Origin of the sequence: Microbacterium sp. J1-1, assembly GCF_024498615.1 — a bacterium.
Taxonomy (GTDB): Bacteria; Actinomycetota; Actinomycetes; order Actinomycetales; family Microbacteriaceae; genus Microbacterium; species Microbacterium aurugineum.
In genome coordinates, this window is the sequence record NZ_CP089590.1 from 540,037 (window position 1) to 555,942 (window position 15,906).

14 protein-coding genes are annotated in these 15,906 nt (G+C 66.4%); 6 read left to right on the top strand and 8 right to left on the bottom strand.

Annotated elements, in window-relative coordinates; translation table 11 throughout:
- The first annotated feature begins 13 nt into the window (after positions 1-13).
- Both LRQ07_RS02485 and pip read left to right on the top strand, forming a co-directional pair.
- Complete coding sequence (locus LRQ07_RS02485; protein WP_047521340.1) at positions 14-892, top strand: neutral zinc metallopeptidase; 879 nt, start codon at positions 14-16, stop codon at positions 890-892.
- 71 nt (positions 893-963) lie between these two features.
- Positions 964-1,947, top strand: coding sequence for a prolyl aminopeptidase (pip, locus tag LRQ07_RS02490; protein WP_256535743.1), 984 nt, complete (start codon positions 964-966; stop codon positions 1,945-1,947).
- A gap of 102 nt (positions 1,948-2,049) precedes the next feature.
- Here the strand turns inward: pip and LRQ07_RS02495 are convergent, their stop codons facing one another.
- From LRQ07_RS02495 to LRQ07_RS02505, 3 genes are read right to left on the bottom strand one after another with little or no spacing between them, the layout of a single operon-like run.
- On the bottom strand, positions 2,050-3,846 hold the full coding sequence (locus tag LRQ07_RS02495) for an aldehyde dehydrogenase family protein (protein ID WP_256535744.1): 1,797 nt from the start codon (positions 3,844-3,846) through the stop codon (positions 2,050-2,052).
- 28 nt (positions 3,847-3,874) lie between these two features.
- Positions 3,875-5,269: an MFS transporter gene (locus LRQ07_RS02500; protein ID WP_256535745.1), complete on the bottom strand. Its 1,395-nt coding sequence runs from the start codon at positions 5,267-5,269 to the stop codon at positions 3,875-3,877.
- 31 nt (positions 5,270-5,300) lie between these two features.
- Complete coding sequence (locus LRQ07_RS02505; protein WP_047521334.1) at positions 5,301-5,564, bottom strand: glutaredoxin domain-containing protein; 264 nt, start codon at positions 5,562-5,564, stop codon at positions 5,301-5,303.
- An 82-nt stretch (positions 5,565-5,646) separates the two neighbouring features.
- On the opposite strand from LRQ07_RS02505, the gene LRQ07_RS02510 reads away from it, so the two are divergent.
- Positions 5,647-6,039 (top strand): SIP domain-containing protein, encoded by a 393-nt coding sequence (locus LRQ07_RS02510; protein ID WP_131492980.1) that lies wholly within the window; start codon positions 5,647-5,649, stop codon positions 6,037-6,039.
- Between the two features lie 14 nt (positions 6,040-6,053).
- Here the strand turns inward: LRQ07_RS02510 and LRQ07_RS02515 are convergent, their stop codons facing one another.
- Positions 6,054-6,509: an adenylyltransferase/cytidyltransferase family protein gene (locus tag LRQ07_RS02515; RefSeq protein ID WP_131492979.1), complete on the bottom strand. Its 456-nt coding sequence runs from the start codon at positions 6,507-6,509 to the stop codon at positions 6,054-6,056.
- A 119-nt stretch (positions 6,510-6,628) separates the two neighbouring features.
- Here LRQ07_RS02515 and LRQ07_RS02520 point away from each other — a divergent pair, with 119 nt between their 5' ends.
- Positions 6,629-7,849: a glycosyltransferase gene (locus LRQ07_RS02520; protein ID WP_256535746.1), complete on the top strand. Its 1,221-nt coding sequence runs from the start codon at positions 6,629-6,631 to the stop codon at positions 7,847-7,849.
- A 113-nt stretch (positions 7,850-7,962) separates the two neighbouring features.
- On the opposite strand, the gene LRQ07_RS02525 is transcribed toward LRQ07_RS02520, so the two are convergent.
- Positions 7,963-9,333: a family 16 glycosylhydrolase gene (locus LRQ07_RS02525; RefSeq protein ID WP_256535747.1), complete on the bottom strand. Its 1,371-nt coding sequence runs from the start codon at positions 9,331-9,333 to the stop codon at positions 7,963-7,965.
- 116 nt (positions 9,334-9,449) lie between these two features.
- Between LRQ07_RS02525 and LRQ07_RS02530 the strand changes: the two genes are divergently transcribed.
- Entirely contained in the window at positions 9,450-10,994 is a 1,545-nt protein-coding gene (locus LRQ07_RS02530) for a phenylacetate--CoA ligase family protein (RefSeq protein ID WP_256535748.1), read from the top strand.
- Positions 10,995-11,048: 54 nt separating this feature from the next.
- On the top strand, positions 11,049-12,044 hold the full coding sequence (locus tag LRQ07_RS02535) for a Wzz/FepE/Etk N-terminal domain-containing protein (protein WP_248539640.1): 996 nt from the start codon (positions 11,049-11,051) through the stop codon (positions 12,042-12,044).
- Here the strand turns inward: LRQ07_RS02535 and LRQ07_RS02540 are convergent.
- The 3 genes from LRQ07_RS02540 to LRQ07_RS02550 form a co-directional block, all read right to left on the bottom strand.
- Positions 12,041-13,564: a family 16 glycosylhydrolase gene (locus LRQ07_RS02540; protein WP_256535749.1), complete on the bottom strand. Its 1,524-nt coding sequence runs from the start codon at positions 13,562-13,564 to the stop codon at positions 12,041-12,043. The genes LRQ07_RS02535 and LRQ07_RS02540 overlap by 4 nt on opposite strands.
- A gap of 187 nt (positions 13,565-13,751) precedes the next feature.
- The gene (locus tag LRQ07_RS02545; RefSeq protein ID WP_256535750.1) at positions 13,752-14,651 is read right to left on the bottom strand and encodes a hypothetical protein; all 900 of its coding nucleotides are present in this window, start codon (positions 14,649-14,651) and stop codon (positions 13,752-13,754) included.
- Positions 14,648-15,775 carry a Gfo/Idh/MocA family protein gene (locus tag LRQ07_RS02550; protein ID WP_256535751.1) on the bottom strand — a complete coding sequence of 376 codons (1,128 nt, stop codon included), beginning with the start codon at positions 15,773-15,775 and terminating at the stop codon, positions 14,648-14,650. The genes LRQ07_RS02545 and LRQ07_RS02550 overlap by 4 nt, the downstream gene beginning before the upstream one ends.
- Positions 15,776-15,906: the final 131 nt, after the last annotated feature.

Genomic DNA, 15,906 nt, shown 5'->3' on the forward strand with positions numbered 1-15,906 from the left:
GTACCCTCGTCGCATGACCTTCAATCCCGACGCCGACATTTCGGGCAACACGACCCGTCGACGCGGTCGCACCGCAGCCATCGCCGGGGGTGCGGGAGTGGGCGTGCTCGGCATCATCGCGCTCATCGCGGGCCCCCTCCTCGGCATCGACCTGACCGGGCTGCTCGGGGGTGGGGCGCCGAGCGGGAGCGGCGAGCCCGTCGGGGGATCGGTCATCGAGAACTGCGACACCGGCGCGGATGCGAACGCGGACATCGACTGCCGGATGGCCGGCGCGCAGCTCGCGCTCGATGACTTCTGGGCGGAGAACGTCGACGGGTATCGCGCCCCGCAGATGATCGTGGTCGACGGCTCCACTCCCACGCAGTGCGGAACCGCGTCCAATGCCGTCGGACCGTTCTACTGCCCGCCCGAGGAGGGGGTCTACGTGGACCCCACGTTCTTCCAGCTCATGCAGCAGCAGTTCGGGGCGTCCGCCGGTGACCTTGCTCAGCTCTACATCGTCGGGCACGAGTGGGGCCACCACATCCAGAACATCACGGGCGACATGGACCGCTACCCGAACAACGGGACGGGCCCGGGCAGCAACGGGGTGCGGATGGAACTGCAGGCGGATTGCTACGCCGGGGCCTGGATCGGCCGGATCTCGGAGGAGACCGACAGCAAGGGTGTCCCGTACCTGAAGCCGACCACCGAGGCGCAACGGGTCGACGCCCTGAACGCGGCGGCAGCGGTCGGTGACGACAACATCCAGGCGCAGTCCGGTTTCGTGAACCCGGAGAGCTGGACGCACGGCTCCAGTGATCAGCGTCAGCGCTGGTTCGCCGAGGGGTACCAGAACGGGCTGGGCGCCTGCGGCCAGGTGTTCACCCTCGCCGAAGGTGACCTCTAGCAAAGGGGCACGCGCGAGGCAGGTCCGTTACGGTGGAAGAGGCAGTACTGCACGACCGGCTGGGGGGGCCGATGATGACGAAGACAGACGCACTGTATCCACCGATCGAACCGTACGACACGGGGGAGATGCTCGTCGGAGACGGTCACCGCGTGTACTGGGAGGTCAGCGGCAACCCCGACGGTAAACCGGTGGTCTTCCTGCACGGCGGCCCTGGAAGTGGAACCTCGCCCTGGCAGCGGCGGTTCTTCGACCCTGAGGCCTATCGCATCGTGCTGTTCGATCAGCGGGGGTGCGGGCGCAGCACACCGCACGCGAGTGCTCCCGATGCCGACTTCCGTCACATCACCACCGCCCACCTGATCGCCGACATCGAGCTGCTGCGCAAGAACCTCGGCATCGACAAGTGGCAGGTGTTCGGCGGGTCGTGGGGGAGCGCCCTCGCACTCGCCTACGCGCAGGCACATCCGTCTGCGGTGACCGAACTCGTGCTCCGCGGGATCTTCACACTGCGTCGCGAGGAGCTCGAGTGGTTCTACGAGGGCGGGGCAGCGGCCCTCTTCCCGGACCTCTGGGAGAGCTTCCTCGCGCAGATCCCGATCCTGGAGCGCTCGCACCTGATCGAGGCATACCACCGCCGACTCTTCGACCCCGACCCGGCGGTGCACGTGCCCGCCGCGATCGCCTGGTCGACCTGGGAGGCGGCGACCGTGACGCTCACACCGGATCCCGCGCAGATCGCCGCCCTGTCCGATCCGCAGAAGGCCACCGCGTTCGCCCGCATCGAGAACCACTTCTTCGTCCATCGCGGGTGGTGGGACGAGGGGCAGCTGATCGATGGCGTCGACGCCATCCGCCACATCCCCGCGGTCATCGTGCAGGGTCGACACGACGTCGCGACCCCGATGATGACGGCGTGGGATCTGCACCGGGCGTGGCCCGAGGCGGAGTTCATCGTGGTCGACGATGCCGGTCATGCGGCGACCGAGCCCGGCACGCAGAGGGCACTGCGTGCGGCGACCGACCGATTCGCCCGAGCGAGCCGCACGACGTGAAGGAGATCTCATGGAACGAAGGAGTGGATGCGCGACCGGCTCCTTCATTCCATGATTTCTCCTTCGCTTCGCGCTGACCGTCAGGCTCGTTGCGGCTGGCCGTCAGGCTCGGAGAGCCTTCGTCAAGGTCTTCACGAGCCCTAGGAGACTGCCGTCGACCCGGTAGCGGGTCAGCCCTTCACTGACGGCCGCACCGGTGCGCGCGGAGACGAACCACGGCGGTTTCGGCAGGATCGTGAACCGTCCACCGCCGTTCGCGATCGGCAGTGAGCGCGGGAGGGGACGGAACGGTCCGCGGAGCACGGAGCGCTCGACCCCGTCGAGCAGGAGCGCGTTGTGCACGACCCCCAGGCCGCTGCCGACGTCGTCGATCGTGCCGCCCGGGAACGCGCCCCAGGTGAGCGTCGGGGTGATGAACGCGAATGCGGTCCAGCTGTTGATGGCGATGGAGCCGTAGTGGAGCGCGGCGATGGACCGTTCGAATCCGGCACCGAGCGACTTCTCCGTTGCAGGGTCGATCAGCAGGTTCGCGCCGAGGGTGCCCTCCAGCCTGTCGTTCGCATGGGCGACAGCGGCATCCAGGAAGTCCTGGCCGGTGCCCGGCACAGTCACGACTCCCAGCACCGGGGCGAAGTACTCGGTGGTCTCCAGCGCGGTCGCGTCGTCGTCGGCGTCGATCTCGACGAGCAGCCGGTCGCCCAGCACGAGGGCGTCGGGGTAGGCGTCGGATGCGAGCTCCATCCGCGAGGCGGAGCCCGGGTACCAGGTCGGACGTTCGGGGGCGTTGGCGTATGCACGGCGCAGCGCGGCTCGGAACGCATCGGCTTGATCCCACTCCGACGACATGATCACCACTTGGCCCGCGATGCAGTTGTGTCCGCAGTTCTGCAGGCGCATGGTCGCGATGTGCTCGGCGTGGTAGGTGAGGTCGGCCTCCGTCCACGCGCCGGGCACCACGATGATCGGAGAGACGCCGCCGAGCTCGGCCGTGATCGGCTTCTTCAAGCGCGGGCGGTTCTCGCGGCGACGGCGCTTCGTGGCCGCGGCGCCCTCGCCCTTCGACGGCCCCCACACGATGGTGTCGAACGTCGCGGCGGACCCGGTGATGTGCACGTGCGCGAATCCGGGGTGGTCGGTGAGGAAGGCGCCGACCGCCGGGCCGCCTCGCACGATGCGCAGGAATCCCGGCTCGATGAGGGGCGCGAGCGCACGCTTGTACACCGGCACGAGAGCGTCCTGAGTGGGGTTCACCTTCAGCAGCGCCGTGCGGTTGTGGGCGAGCAGTTCGTAGAACACGTCGAGGACAGGGATCGAGGTGATGTTGCCGGCACCGAGCACGAGTCCGACCCCACCCGACGCGGTCGGAGTGAGCTGCGCGAGGCCGGCGGATGCGCGCACGGCGTTCGGGGTGATCCCGGGCTCCAGCCAGACCTCGCCCGTGAAGCCGGACAGCAGGAACCTGTCGATCCCGGTCAGGGGGAAGGCGTGCACCCGGGTACGCCCACCCGGGGCGCGGTCGATCGTGATGCCGTCGAGCGGGTTGGTGCCTTCCGCAAGGCGGGAGAGGGTCGCGATGTAGGCGTCGAGCGCGCCGATCACGCTGTAGGGGCCGCTGAGCCACTCTTCGCCCCGCAGTGGATGCACCCCGTCGAGGCCCTTGGAGGCGGAGGCCGTGTTCGCCCAGTCCTCGGCGGTGGCGGCGACGCTCGTGCGCACCGCGCGCAGCAGGGTCACGCGTTGAGCGATCGTGAGGGCTGACCACGTGCGTGCACCGGCGTGCAGGTCGTCGACGGCGGCGTCGAGCCGTTCACGCTCGCCCGCGCTCATCCCGGGAGCCTCGGCCTTCGGCGCGAGCTTCGGAGCGGGCGTGGCGGCGGTGGAGGTGCTCGCAGAAGTCATCGATGTCTCCTTCGGACGGGATCCCAGCTTAGGCGTCGAGGCTCGCCGCGGCGTCGATGTCTTCCCTGCGCAGGCGATAGCGGCGGAGGGTCAGCAGGCTCGCCGCCATCAGCGCAGCGGGGAGGATGCTGAAGCTCAGGACGATGCCCGTGATCGCGGCCGCCGGTTGCTCGACGGTGGCGCCGGCGACGGTGGAGATGTAGCCGGTGGTGGCGAGGGTCAGTGACACCGCGGTCGCACCGAGAGCGAAGCCCACGGTCTCGCCTGCGGTCCAGATGCCGGTGAACGTCCCCGCCTGTCCCGGCCCGCTGGTGCGCTCGTCGTGCGAGATGACATCGGGCAGCATCGCCATCGGCAGGGATTGGAGCCCGGCATAGGCGATGCCGGCGACGGCGACGGACGCGTAGATCCACGTGCCGGGCGTCCACACCGCGACGACGAGGGTTGCCGCTGCGGCGGTGAACAGGCCGCTGGCGATGGCGAATGCGCGTTCCTTCCCGGTGCGCCGGGCGAGCGCGGTCCACGCCGGCGTCGCAAGCAGCGCAGGTCCGACGAGGGCGACGAACACGAGCGTCACCGCGTCTTCGGATCGCAAGACCCAGGTCGCGACGTACTGGGCGCCGGCGAGCATCGTCCCCGTCGCGAGCGCCTGCAGGACGAAGGTCCCCAGCAGGGCGCGGAACGGTTGGCTGCGTCCGAGTGCCCGGAAGCCGGACATGTACTGGTCGCGCCACGTGGAGGACACGATCGGTGCGCCGGGGGTGTGCGCGGTGCGCCGCGCCGCGATGTCCGCCGTGCGGGCGGCGATCAGCATGCCGATGCCGATCGCCAGGCCGGAGGCGATCCCCATCAGGAGGTATCCCAGGACGGGATCGGAGCCGGCGTTGCGCAGCGCCGGACCGCCGGCGCCGAAGAGCAGGATCGCCGCGGTGAGTACGACGACGCGCCAACCCAGCAGGCGGGTGCGCTCGTCGTAGTTGCCGGTCAGCTCTGCGGGGAGCGCGACGTAGGGCACCTGGAACAGGCTGAAGGCCGTCGCGGTCGCGAGGAACGCCAGCAGCACGCTGATGGCGCCCGTCACCGGTCCCCAGGAAGGGGGGACGGCGAAGGTGAGTGCGAAGAACAGCGGGAGCGCGAGGGCGCCCGTGACCATGAACCCGCGACGGGACCCCGTGCGTGCGAGCTGTCGATCGGAGGCCGCGCCGATCAGGGGATCGATCAGGACGTCCCAGATCTTCGCCGCGGTGACGATGAGTCCCGCGGCCAGCGCGGCCACGCCGAGGTTGTCGGTCAGGAAGTACGTCAGCACCAGCCCGGGCAGGGTGGCGTAACCGCCGGTCCCCAGCGACCCGATCGCGTACAGCACGATCGTGCGCGGGGAGAGGCGGACGGATGCTCGTTCGGGCCGAGCCTCAGTGCTCATCGCGCCAGTGTAGCGGCGCCACGGCGACCGTTCAGATCAGTGCGAGCTCGCGCAGCTTCGACTCGACATCGGCGTTCGACGGCTCGACGTGGTGCGAGGCGTCGGGGTACACGACGACCGGGATGTTCGTGCGCCCCGAGATGTCCTTCGCGATGTCCGCGGCAGCGGGCTCCGCGACGAGGTCGACATAGGTGTACTCGACGCCGAGCGCATCGAGCTGCTTCTTGGTGCGGATGCAGTCGCGGCACCAGTCGGCGCCGAACATCGTGATGGTGTCGGAGGCAGGAGAAGTCATGCCTCCAGCCTACGGCGGCGTGGATGGGGTGGCGCTGAGAAGCCTCTTGATAGGTAAGGCTACCCTTATCTAAGCTGGTGGCATGAGCAACGCGTGCGAGCACCTGGATGACCCTGACTGGGACAGCATCGAGGGGGCCGTGCTCATCGCCGGCGATGCGGCCGATGCCGGTACCATCGCGGGCATCGCGGCGCGGCTGCCCTGGGACGCCCAGGGGGTCATCCTCCTCGAGGTCGCGGCGCGCATCCAGTTCCGCCACATCGATGTTCCCGACGGCGTCTCGGTGCGGTGGCTCGTGCGTGGCGACGGCATCCGTGCACACGCTCGCGGTGAGAGACTCGCGAACGCCGTCCACGCCTGGTGCGTGGAATGGGCATGCGGCGAACCGTGGTCCCCGTGGACCGTCTGGCTGGGCCCGCACACCCCTCCACACGTGGCGCGGATGGCGCGCAGCCTTCTCGGCGTCGCGAATTGAGCGACGCCCGAAGGTCAGCGGGTCGCGGCGACGGCCGGGGCGTTCGCGCCGGCCGTGATCGCGTCGAGCGCTCGGCGCAACGATGAGCTCGAGGTGTGCGCCGTGTACGGGAAGTACACGACCTCGACGCCGACCTCGGCGAACTCGCGCTCGAGGCGCAGGCCCTTGTCGGTTCCGCGCCAGTCGTCGCCCTTGAAGAAGTGCGTGAAGTGCACGTCGCGCCAGGAGTCCATCTTCGATGGTGTGGTCTCCACATAGACGTCGTCGACGAAGGAGATGTGCTTCACGATCTCCGCGCGCTCGGACGTCGGGATGACGGGCTCGATGCCCTTCACCTGGCGCAGCATCTCGTCGCTGACGACACCCGCGATCAGGATGTCGCAGTGCTGCTTGGCGTGACGAAGTAGATTCAGATGCCCGACGTGAAAAAGGTCGAAAGCACCAACGGCATAGCCGATACGCGTCCCCATGATCTCCCCAGATCAGTAGTCCCCAGTAAGCGGATCCCCACCCGCTCAGCGACTCCCACAGCCGCAAGTCGAGAGTCTAGCAGGTTCGGGTTTCTTTCCCCACAGGAACACATGGAACGATGGAGGCCGCAGGCATTGCGCGTGCGGAAGAGGGGGCTGACGTGGGGACACCGGTCACGGTCATCGTGCCGACGTTCAACGAACGCGACAACGTCGCGGAACTCGTCGCCCGCATCGCCGCTGCGCTCCCCGAGGGGGATGCCGAGATCCTCTTCGTCGACGACAGCACCGACGACACCGCTGCCGAAGTGGCGCGCGTCGCCGCCGATGCCCCGGTCCCGGTGCGCGTCATCCATCGCGCCGAGAACCACGGCGGTCTGGGCGGGGCCGTGGTCGTCGGGATCGAAGCCGCGTCCTTCGACGTCTGCATCGTCATGGATGGCGATCTCCAGCATCCGCCGGAGCTCCTGCCCGCCCTGCTCGACCGCTACGACGCGGGGGATGCCGATCTCGTCGCCGCGTCCCGCTACGTCGGCGGAGGGGACACCCGTGGCCTCGGGACGGCCGTGCGGTTCGGCGTCTCGCGCGCTGCGACCTGGCTGACCAGGGCGATGTTCCCGATCCGGCTCGCTCGCAGCACCGACCCGATGACGGGCTTCTTCCTGGTGGACCGGAAGCGCCTCGACGTCGCGAATCTCCAGCCTCAGGGCTTCAAGATCCTCCTCGAGATCCTGGCCCGCAACGACCTTCGCATCGCCGAAGTGCCGATGGAGTTCGCCGAGCGCAGGCACGGGACGTCGAAGGCGAGTCTGCGTCAGGGAGCGACCTTCATCGCGCACCTCGCACGTCTGCGATTCGGGAAGATGTCCTTGTTCGCACTGATCGGCGCGATCGGCGCTGCCGCGAACCTCGGGATCATGTGGGCGCTGACCGCCGCCGGCGTCCCCTACATCTGGGCGGCCATCATCGGCGCCGAGGTCACGATCATCGGGAACTTCCTGCTGCAGGAGCGCTTCGTCTTCGCCGACATGCGCACCGACGCCCGTGGCCTCGGGGTCCGCTTCGCCAGTTCCTTCGCCTTCAACAACGTCGAGGCGGCGCTGCGGATCCCCGTGATGGCATTGATGGTCGAGTCCTGGCACATCTCGAGCGTGCTCGCGACGGCCCTCTCCCTCATCGTGGCCTTCTTCGCGCGGTTCCTGTTCCACTCGCTCGTCGTCTACGCCCCGAAGCGGCGCCGGAACGACGACGCGGCGGCATCCGAGCCGAAGCCGGATACCGCCGCGCTGCGTGTGATTCGGGCCATCGACGCCGAAGCGATGAAGCCTGGCGAACTCTAGGGCGCGGAGACTCCGAGGCCCGACCACGGAGCCGTGAGCGCCTCCGGTGCGGTACACGGTCGCGTGTCGTCGGAGCGGGAAACGAGCTGATGGATCCGGTTCAAGCCGCTGCCCTACTCCGCGTATGCCCAGTGCTTCACATAGTCGATGAGGACATCGTTGATGGCGCCCGTGGTGGGGCCGGTGCGGGCGCCCCAGCTCTCTCCGATGAACTGGGAGAAACGGATGTCGAGCTGACCGCTGAATCCGGCGAGGATCTTCGGGTCAGACGTGCGGAACGTTTCGACCCCATCCACGGAAAGTGCGATGAACTGAGGAGTCTGCTCCAGCGTGTAGGTATGCCACTGATCGCTCGGCGTCGTCAGAGTGAAGTTGCGTTGGGTGTACTCCCCCTTGGTCTTCACGCCCGTCTGTTTGTAGATGGTCTGCTGGATGCCGGTGCCGTCGTTCGGATAGTAGCCCGGCTGCAGGTTCGGCGTCCCGATAGCCTCGAAGAGGTCGATTTCGCCACCGAGGTTCACATCGCGGAACCAGATCGCTGACCACAGCCCCGTGGATGATCCCGGAGTCAGCATCTTCGCCCGGATCTCGGTCTTGCCGTACCCGATGTGGTGCCTGCCCCGCGACCAGACGTAACCGCCGCTGTAGGTGATGGTCTTGCCATTGAACTGCTGAGGCGCGGCCAGCTTCTGCATACGCAACTGGAGGTTGCCGTCCACAACGCTCACGTTCTCAGGGAAGTTCGCCCCATCGAGCGTGTTTGCGTCCATGAATCGGCGGGCCTCCCACGAAGAGGTATCCAGAGCGCCCTCGAAGTCGTCCTCCCAGGTCGGGGCCGCGGGTGCCTCCGTGACGTTCGCGTCGTTCACCTTCACCGTGAGGCCGGGGGACGATCTGGCTCCGAAGAACGCGATGTCCGCGCCGCCGCCGGCAGTCAGTCTGTCATCACCCGTGTCGGCCGCTGTGAAGTCCTGTGTCTTGCCCTCGCCCACGCCGGCCTCGGCGCTCAGGTGGACCTCCGCCCCAGCATCCGCGGTCGTCAACGACAGCTGGATGCTCTCACCGAGCCCGGCGACGTCTGCGAGCTTGGATTCGGCCAGCACGACTTCGACCGGAGCCAACACGCCGTACTTGTGCGCGGCGAGACGGTCGATACCGACGAAGACCTCACCGGTGGGCGCCACTCTCGACCACAGCATGTAACTGCCGGACTGCGTGGCTCGGCTCTGCACCCCGATGATGTGCCCCGGCCCGGCGTCAGGCAGCGTCGAAGGAGTGAAGGTCACGCTGGTGACGGAGTTCTGCGGCGCATCTTCGGTGAGGCTCAGCATGCGCGACTCACCGGAGGCGACGTTCACCTCGACATCACTGATGAGGGTGTTGGTTGCGCCCGCCGCGGGTACGACCAGAGAACCTAGGGCCAGTGTCGAAAGAACGCTTCCCGCCATCGCGATTCGCGTGATGCGCTTCATATGTCTGGGCATGCTGGCTGTCTCCTTGGTCGATGGTGGCGCACTCAGTGCCCTGCGACGGTCGCAGACCGGACCTCGCGGCTATTCGTCGAGCGCCGCTGTACGTCGGTGATCGAGAGACTCTAGCGGTGGTCGCTTGCAGCCCGTCGAAGTTATCCACAATCGAGCCTTCGATGCGAACCCCGAAGCACGGGCGTGCGACACAGGGAGGCCCGGGGGGAGCCGTCAGCCTGAGACGAGCCCGGTGTCGGAGTGACGGTCCTCGCCTCGCTCAGCCGTTCACAACGTGTCGGGGAACAACGCCTAGCATGGAGAGGATCGGCGCGAGCCGGAGCTTGTGGGGAGCGGTGAAAAGAGAGATCTTCGACGCCAAGACGCGTCTGCTCATGCGGGGTGATCGCCAAGCGTTCGAGACGATGGTCGAAAATGAACGACTCAGCGTCCGAGAGTTTGAGGCGCTCTCCGCGACCGCGGCGGCGCGGATGGCTCTCCACGCGTACGACTCATCTCCCTTCTACCTGGACCTGTATTCCGGCGCGGGGTTCTCGCGGGAAGACGTCGCCGAACCGCGAAACTTCGAGAGGCTTCCGATCGTGACGAAGGCCGCGCTCCGGGAAGCGGGGGACAGCGTGCTCTCGACCGCGATCCCATCGAAGCGCGCGCTGGTGTCGCAGACCGGTGGCAGCACGGGAGCGCCGCTGCGGGTGCGGAACGATGCCGCAGCACCGACAGCCCCCATGTGGTGGCGGATCTATCGGTGGTGGGACGTGCATCCGGGCGACGACATGGCTTTCATCTATCGGCGGCTGAGGCAGGGGCGGGAAGCGCTGAAGTACGCGGCCCAGTGGTGGCCGAGCAGGCACATCCACCTCGACGCTCGGGCGATCACGGATGAAGCGATCGAGGACTTCACGAACCGATGGTCCCGTGTTCGACCCCGTCTCCTTGTGGCTTATGTAGAAGGTGCGACAGCGGTTGCCACCCACCTGGCGAAGTCAGGGCGCACTCTGCCGACGACAGCGGTGTCCGTCACGGCGGCGATGCTGCAACCCGGACAACGCGCACTCCTCGAATCGGTGTTCTGTGCGCCGGTGTATGACACCTACCGCTCTGCCGAGATCCCATGGATCGCTGCCGAATGTCCGCAGCATGAGGGACTGCATGTCGCGGGAGACCAGCGCATGGTCGAAATCGTCGACGATGCCGGCCGCCGCGTCGAGCCAGACGTAGAAGGGTCGGTCGTCGTCACCGACTTCAGTAACGAGGTGTATCCCCTCGTGCGATACGAAATGGGTGATCGCTCCCGGCTTCTGAACGGCGCGTGCGGCTGCGGGCGGGTGTTCCCTCGCCTCGCCCCCGTGCAGGGGCGACTCGCCGACGTGATTCGTACGCCTTCGGGCCGCCGCATCACGGGCGGTCTCAGCGGGCTCTTCCTCGGGGATCCCGAAGCGATTCGGCAGATGCAGATAGTGCAGGCCTCGGACTACTCGATCGTCATTCGCTATGTCGCTACGCGGAAGGGGGAGGCCACGGATGCAGCCGCCCGAGCCGCCCGCGCGCTCACCGCACTTGTCGGGGAGAACGTCGACGTGACGACGATCGAGGTGTCGCGCATCGAGAGCCAAGCGGGAAAGGCGCGCCTGGTCGTCTCGGAAGCTCCGGATCCGCACTGACCACGCGACCTCTCACGGCGGGCAGCCAGCAGCAACTTGTAGGATGACGGGGGTTTGCGTCCGACGACCGTGTCGAACGCGCGGATGGGGGAGCGCACCTTGGCGACACACTGGACACTCGAAGACCTGTACCGAGGGGTCATGCAGTCGTGGCTCGTACTCGTGGGGACGATCGTCGCGTTCGCGCTCGTCGGCCTCGGCATCTTCGCGATCTATCCGCAGAAGTACACCGCGGAGGCGCAGCACACCGTCGAGCCGATCAGCGTACTCTCGACGGGATCGAGCTTCAACACCGTCAACATGGAGACCGAGAAGGTCGTCGCGACGTCGACCGCGGTGCTGGAGCGTGCCGTGGAGAATCTCGACGACACGTCGATCGAGGCTCTGCGAGCGAACACCGTGGTCGAGGTGCCCCGCAACTCCCAGGTTCTCATGTTCCAGGTGACGGCCAATACTCCGAAGCTCGCGGCCGAGCGAGCGAACGCGCTGGCGGCCGCGTACGGCGAGCAACGGACCGACAACGCTCGGGCCGTCGTGGAGAAGACCACCGCTGAGCTCGGGACTTCGATTACACAGCTCCAAACGGTGCTCGACTCCCAGCCCGTCGGGAGTAGCGAGCGTGCGGCCACGCAACTGCAGCTGCAGGCGCTGTTGGACCAGCAGGCTCGGATCACGGCGACGCCGTTCTACTCCGGAATGCTGGTGACTCCCGCAGATCCTCCGCAGCAGTCCAATCGCCCGTCGGTACTCGTGTTCGTTGCCGCAGGACTCTTCCTGGGGATCCTCGTCGGTGCGATCGCCGCGCTGATCGTGTCGCGAGTGCGAAACGGCCCCGGATCCTCCTACAAGCGCAGCCTTCTGGAAGAGGAGACCGACGACGACGCGATCGACGACGACGTGATCGACGACGAGGACACTTTCTATGTCGAGGGCGAGGAGGTCGAGCTCGATGACGATGATTCACTCATCGAGCCCGACGACTCCCATGCTGCCGTGGCGCAGCCGATGGTAGCGCCACAACGCGGCCACACCAAGAAGCGGCGTCGCTAGCCTTCGTATCTCCATACCCGGACGTAGTCGACCTGGAAATCGAGATTCTGGGTAGCGGCCTTATTGTTCGGATTCGGAAGACCCCAGTAAGTCGAAGACGGACCGACATGCAGGTTGAGACGCATGTGGAGCGGTGAACCGAAGTAGTTCGGGTTCCAGAGGTTCGGATGCGTCGATGGGGTCGCTCGCAGGATTTCCACACCGTCCACGATCACTGCGGCGTACGTCGGCGTGAACTCGAACGCGTAGGTGTGGAAGTCCTTCCACACCGGCGTCGCGGCGCCGTAGTCTGCGTGATGCCAGATGTAGCGTTGGTTCAGCGACGGGGTCGACGTGTGAGTGTGGACCGTCGTCGTTGCCGTGTCGATGCGCTGGTCGCGTACCGCTGCGTCGTCATACCCCCAGGCCTCCATGATGTCGATCTCACCGGACTGGTTGTTGCGGAGCCAGAACGCGGCGAGTGACCCGAACGTGTTCGGGCCGCTGGGTGTCTTGGCTCGGATCTCCCATCGGCCGTACTGCTGCGACATACTCACATCGTCGGAGCTGAGTCGTCGTTGGTCGAGATAGCCGGTCTTGTGCCAGAGTTCCCGCGGGCCCGTCTGGGTGGACGGGCGGATCGCTGGAGTGTCGAGCCAGTCGGCGCGAATGTGCAGAACGCCGGCGTCATCGACCGAGACCTGCTTGCGGTCGACCACGGCCGCGTCGAAGAGAAGACCGAGATCGTCTTGGCCGCGTACGTTCCACTTGGCGGGATCGACGGAGGGTCTTCCTGAGTCGTCCCTGTAGGTGAACTCGTCGCTCCATGACGGCGTGCCCCAGCCGGGGACGCTCGTGTCACCCACGGGAGGAACCGTCGGGTCCGTTGGAGGAACCGTCGGCTTCGTGGGAGGCGTTACAGGCGGAGCCGGGGTCGGATTCACCGGAGGCGTTACGGGTGGAGCAGGCTTCTGCGTGCGGTCCTCGCGGACGAGATGCGCGTCGAAACTGAGATTGCGAGTTTGACGCCAGTTCGACAGCACTTGCACAGCCATCGTGTTCTCCCCCGCCGTGAGGATGCCCGCAGGAACCGAGAACGAGACGGGGTTCTTTCTCGCAGCGGTGGAAGTCGGCGCCGCGGTCGCGTAGCTCCCGGCCGTGATCTTCCCCGAGGGAGCGTTCTTGCGGCCGATTTCCACGCCGTTGATCCAGATCACGATCCCGTCATCTGCCCAGGTGTTCACCCACGACCATTCAGGGAGGTCAGTAGTGAGCGTGAAGCTCTTCGTGAAGTAGGTGGCGAGAGGCTGGCGACCTGCAACGCGGGGAAGCAGCGTGTTCACCGCCCCGGGGCTCGAGCCGATGCCGAACGGTGCCGTCCCCGTCGCCCAGGACTTCGTGGAGGTCTGCCAGCCCGCGGCGGGAGCCTCTGCTCCCCGGTAGTAGGACCAGTCGGTCGACCCACGGGGGATCACCGACGTGATGGTGCTCGAGGACTCAGCCGCGACGGCCGGTCTCCCGACCACGAGCGAGGCGCCCACCACTGCCAGGGCAGCGAGCGACGCGAACAGGAATCGAAAGGATGAGTGTCGTATGTGATGTGTCAGCTTCATATCGAGGGGGTGCGAAGTCGAGTTGCACGCGCAACGCGGTTCGCCGGAGCCTTATCCGGGTTGTGGATGCGGGACGAGCTTTCCCCCTCGATGCATCCTGTTGACGTGTTTCGGCCTAGTGTACGGGTTCCTTTCCCCAAAGGTCCCTGACAATTTCGGTCGTGCTCGTGATCGACGCCCGCGACGATGCCCCGAAAACGATCGCCTCGACGTTCGCGTGATCATGGATCCACTCGAGGGCGCGGCGCGGCGGGATCGCTCCCGAAGCGAACACCGACATGGCGACCGGGCGGAAGGGCCGCTCGCGCAGGGCAGCCTCGTACGCCTCGATGCCCCCGGACATGCGGAACCCGATCTCGTTGATGTTCGCGCACACGATCGGGTTCTCGATACCGACACGATCGAGTGTGTCGAGCAGCATCGGCAGATTCATGGTGATGTAGGCCGGCTCGGCGCCGTAACGTTCGCGGACGTGCCGGTCGAAGATGACGAAGGCCTCGTCGAACCCGAGTCCGAGCATGAGGTCGACGACGACGTTCTGGAGGAAGATCACAGGGGTGTTGAGCCCCTGGAACATCTTCATCTCGGCATCCACGAGCAGAGTGATGATGCCTTCGATATCTTTCTTGACGAAAGATTTGCCTCCTCGCAGAGCCGCGTTCAGTAGTCCTTCGTCGGGGAGGAACTGCTTCAGCGCGCCCAACATCCCGTGATCGGTGACGGCGTTGGCGTACTTGTGCGCGTAAGGCATGCACGGGTAGAACCGATAGTCGGCGTAGCGGTCGGGATTCGCGCGCACGTGGTCGCAGACCTCTGCGATGCGCTCGTGCGTGGTGCACATGAGCGTCCGGATGCCGTTGTCGTACGCGATGTCGATGACATCGATGATCGCCTGGGTGTCCTGGAATCGGATCGCCTGCGCGCGCGCCTTTTCTTCGGACATGTGATTGATGCCGAAGAACTGGTTGTCGCCGAGCAGGAGACGATCCATGCCCGTGGTCGTGATCTCGCTCATGCCCTCTTCCCCCGTCCGAACAACCCGCGTTTCGGCGCAGGTGCTGTGGTGATCGCGATCGGTGCCGCCCCGGTCGCGGTTCCTGTCGCGGCATCCTGCAGGATCCACTCGATCACTCGATCGGTCTCGGAGGCACTGGCGAAGCTGTTCTGCCGGGCTTCCTTCTCTCCTGCAGCGATCGCCGCGACGAAGGCCTCGAGTTGAGCGCTGTACTCCTCACCACGGAGATAGAAAGAGACCTGCTCGGTCAGGTCGGTCGTGTACAGGATGTTCCACCCGGCCCGATAGCCCTCCGGGATAGCCGCACCGTCGCGCAGGTACACGCGGATCTCTTGCCGGTCGGCGACGATGCGTCCCTGCGAGCCGGTGACCGTCATGGACGTGGACATCTTCCGATACGACTCATCGGACCAGTTGACCGAGAGCTGCACGCTGAGTCCGTCCGCGTAGTCGAGCGTGGAATAGACCTCATCATCGGTGTCTGCAGAGAAGATGCTGTTCAGCACGGAGCCGCGCACTCCTTGCGGCGTCCCCAGGTACCAGTGCACGAGGTCGAGAGGATGGGCGGCGTAGTCGTACAGACACCCGCCGCCTGTCGTGCGCTTGCTCCGCCAGGTCGAGCCCTTGGGCTTGAGCACCACGGGACCGTACGCCTCCGCGAGCACATGAGTGACGTTGCCGATCGCATTCAGATCGAGAAGGCGCTTGACCTCTTGGAACGTCGCGATGAAGCGGTTGTGATAGCCGACCTGAGCGACGAGCCCCTTCGTGGCGGCGAGAGCGGTGAGTTCCGCCGACTCGACAGCGGTGAGGGTCAGCGGCTTCTCGCAGAAGACATGCACACCCTGCTCGAGGGCGCTGCGGACCAGGGCCGCGTGTGAACCGGTCGGTGTCGCGATCAAGATCGCTTCCGGCTTCGCCTCGTCGAGCATCTTGTCGAGCGACGAGTACGTTGCCGCTCCCGTGTACTTGTTCAAGATGTCGAGGAGGTAGTCCGTTGCGTCAACGACCCCCACGAGCTCGATGTTCTTCAGTGCGCGAACGATCGCGAGATGAGACAAGCCCATCTTGCCGACTCCCACGACTCCGACGCGAATGCGTCGTGTGACAGCTTCTTCTGGCACGACAAAATCCCCTTCCCCAGATTTTCCCCTCGAATGGAGCCCCTTCCCACGGGCGCTCCATTCGATATACTAACCCGAAGGCCGCGCTGATGTCAGTGGGGACTTCTCGGCGGGATGGGGCCTGCCGAACA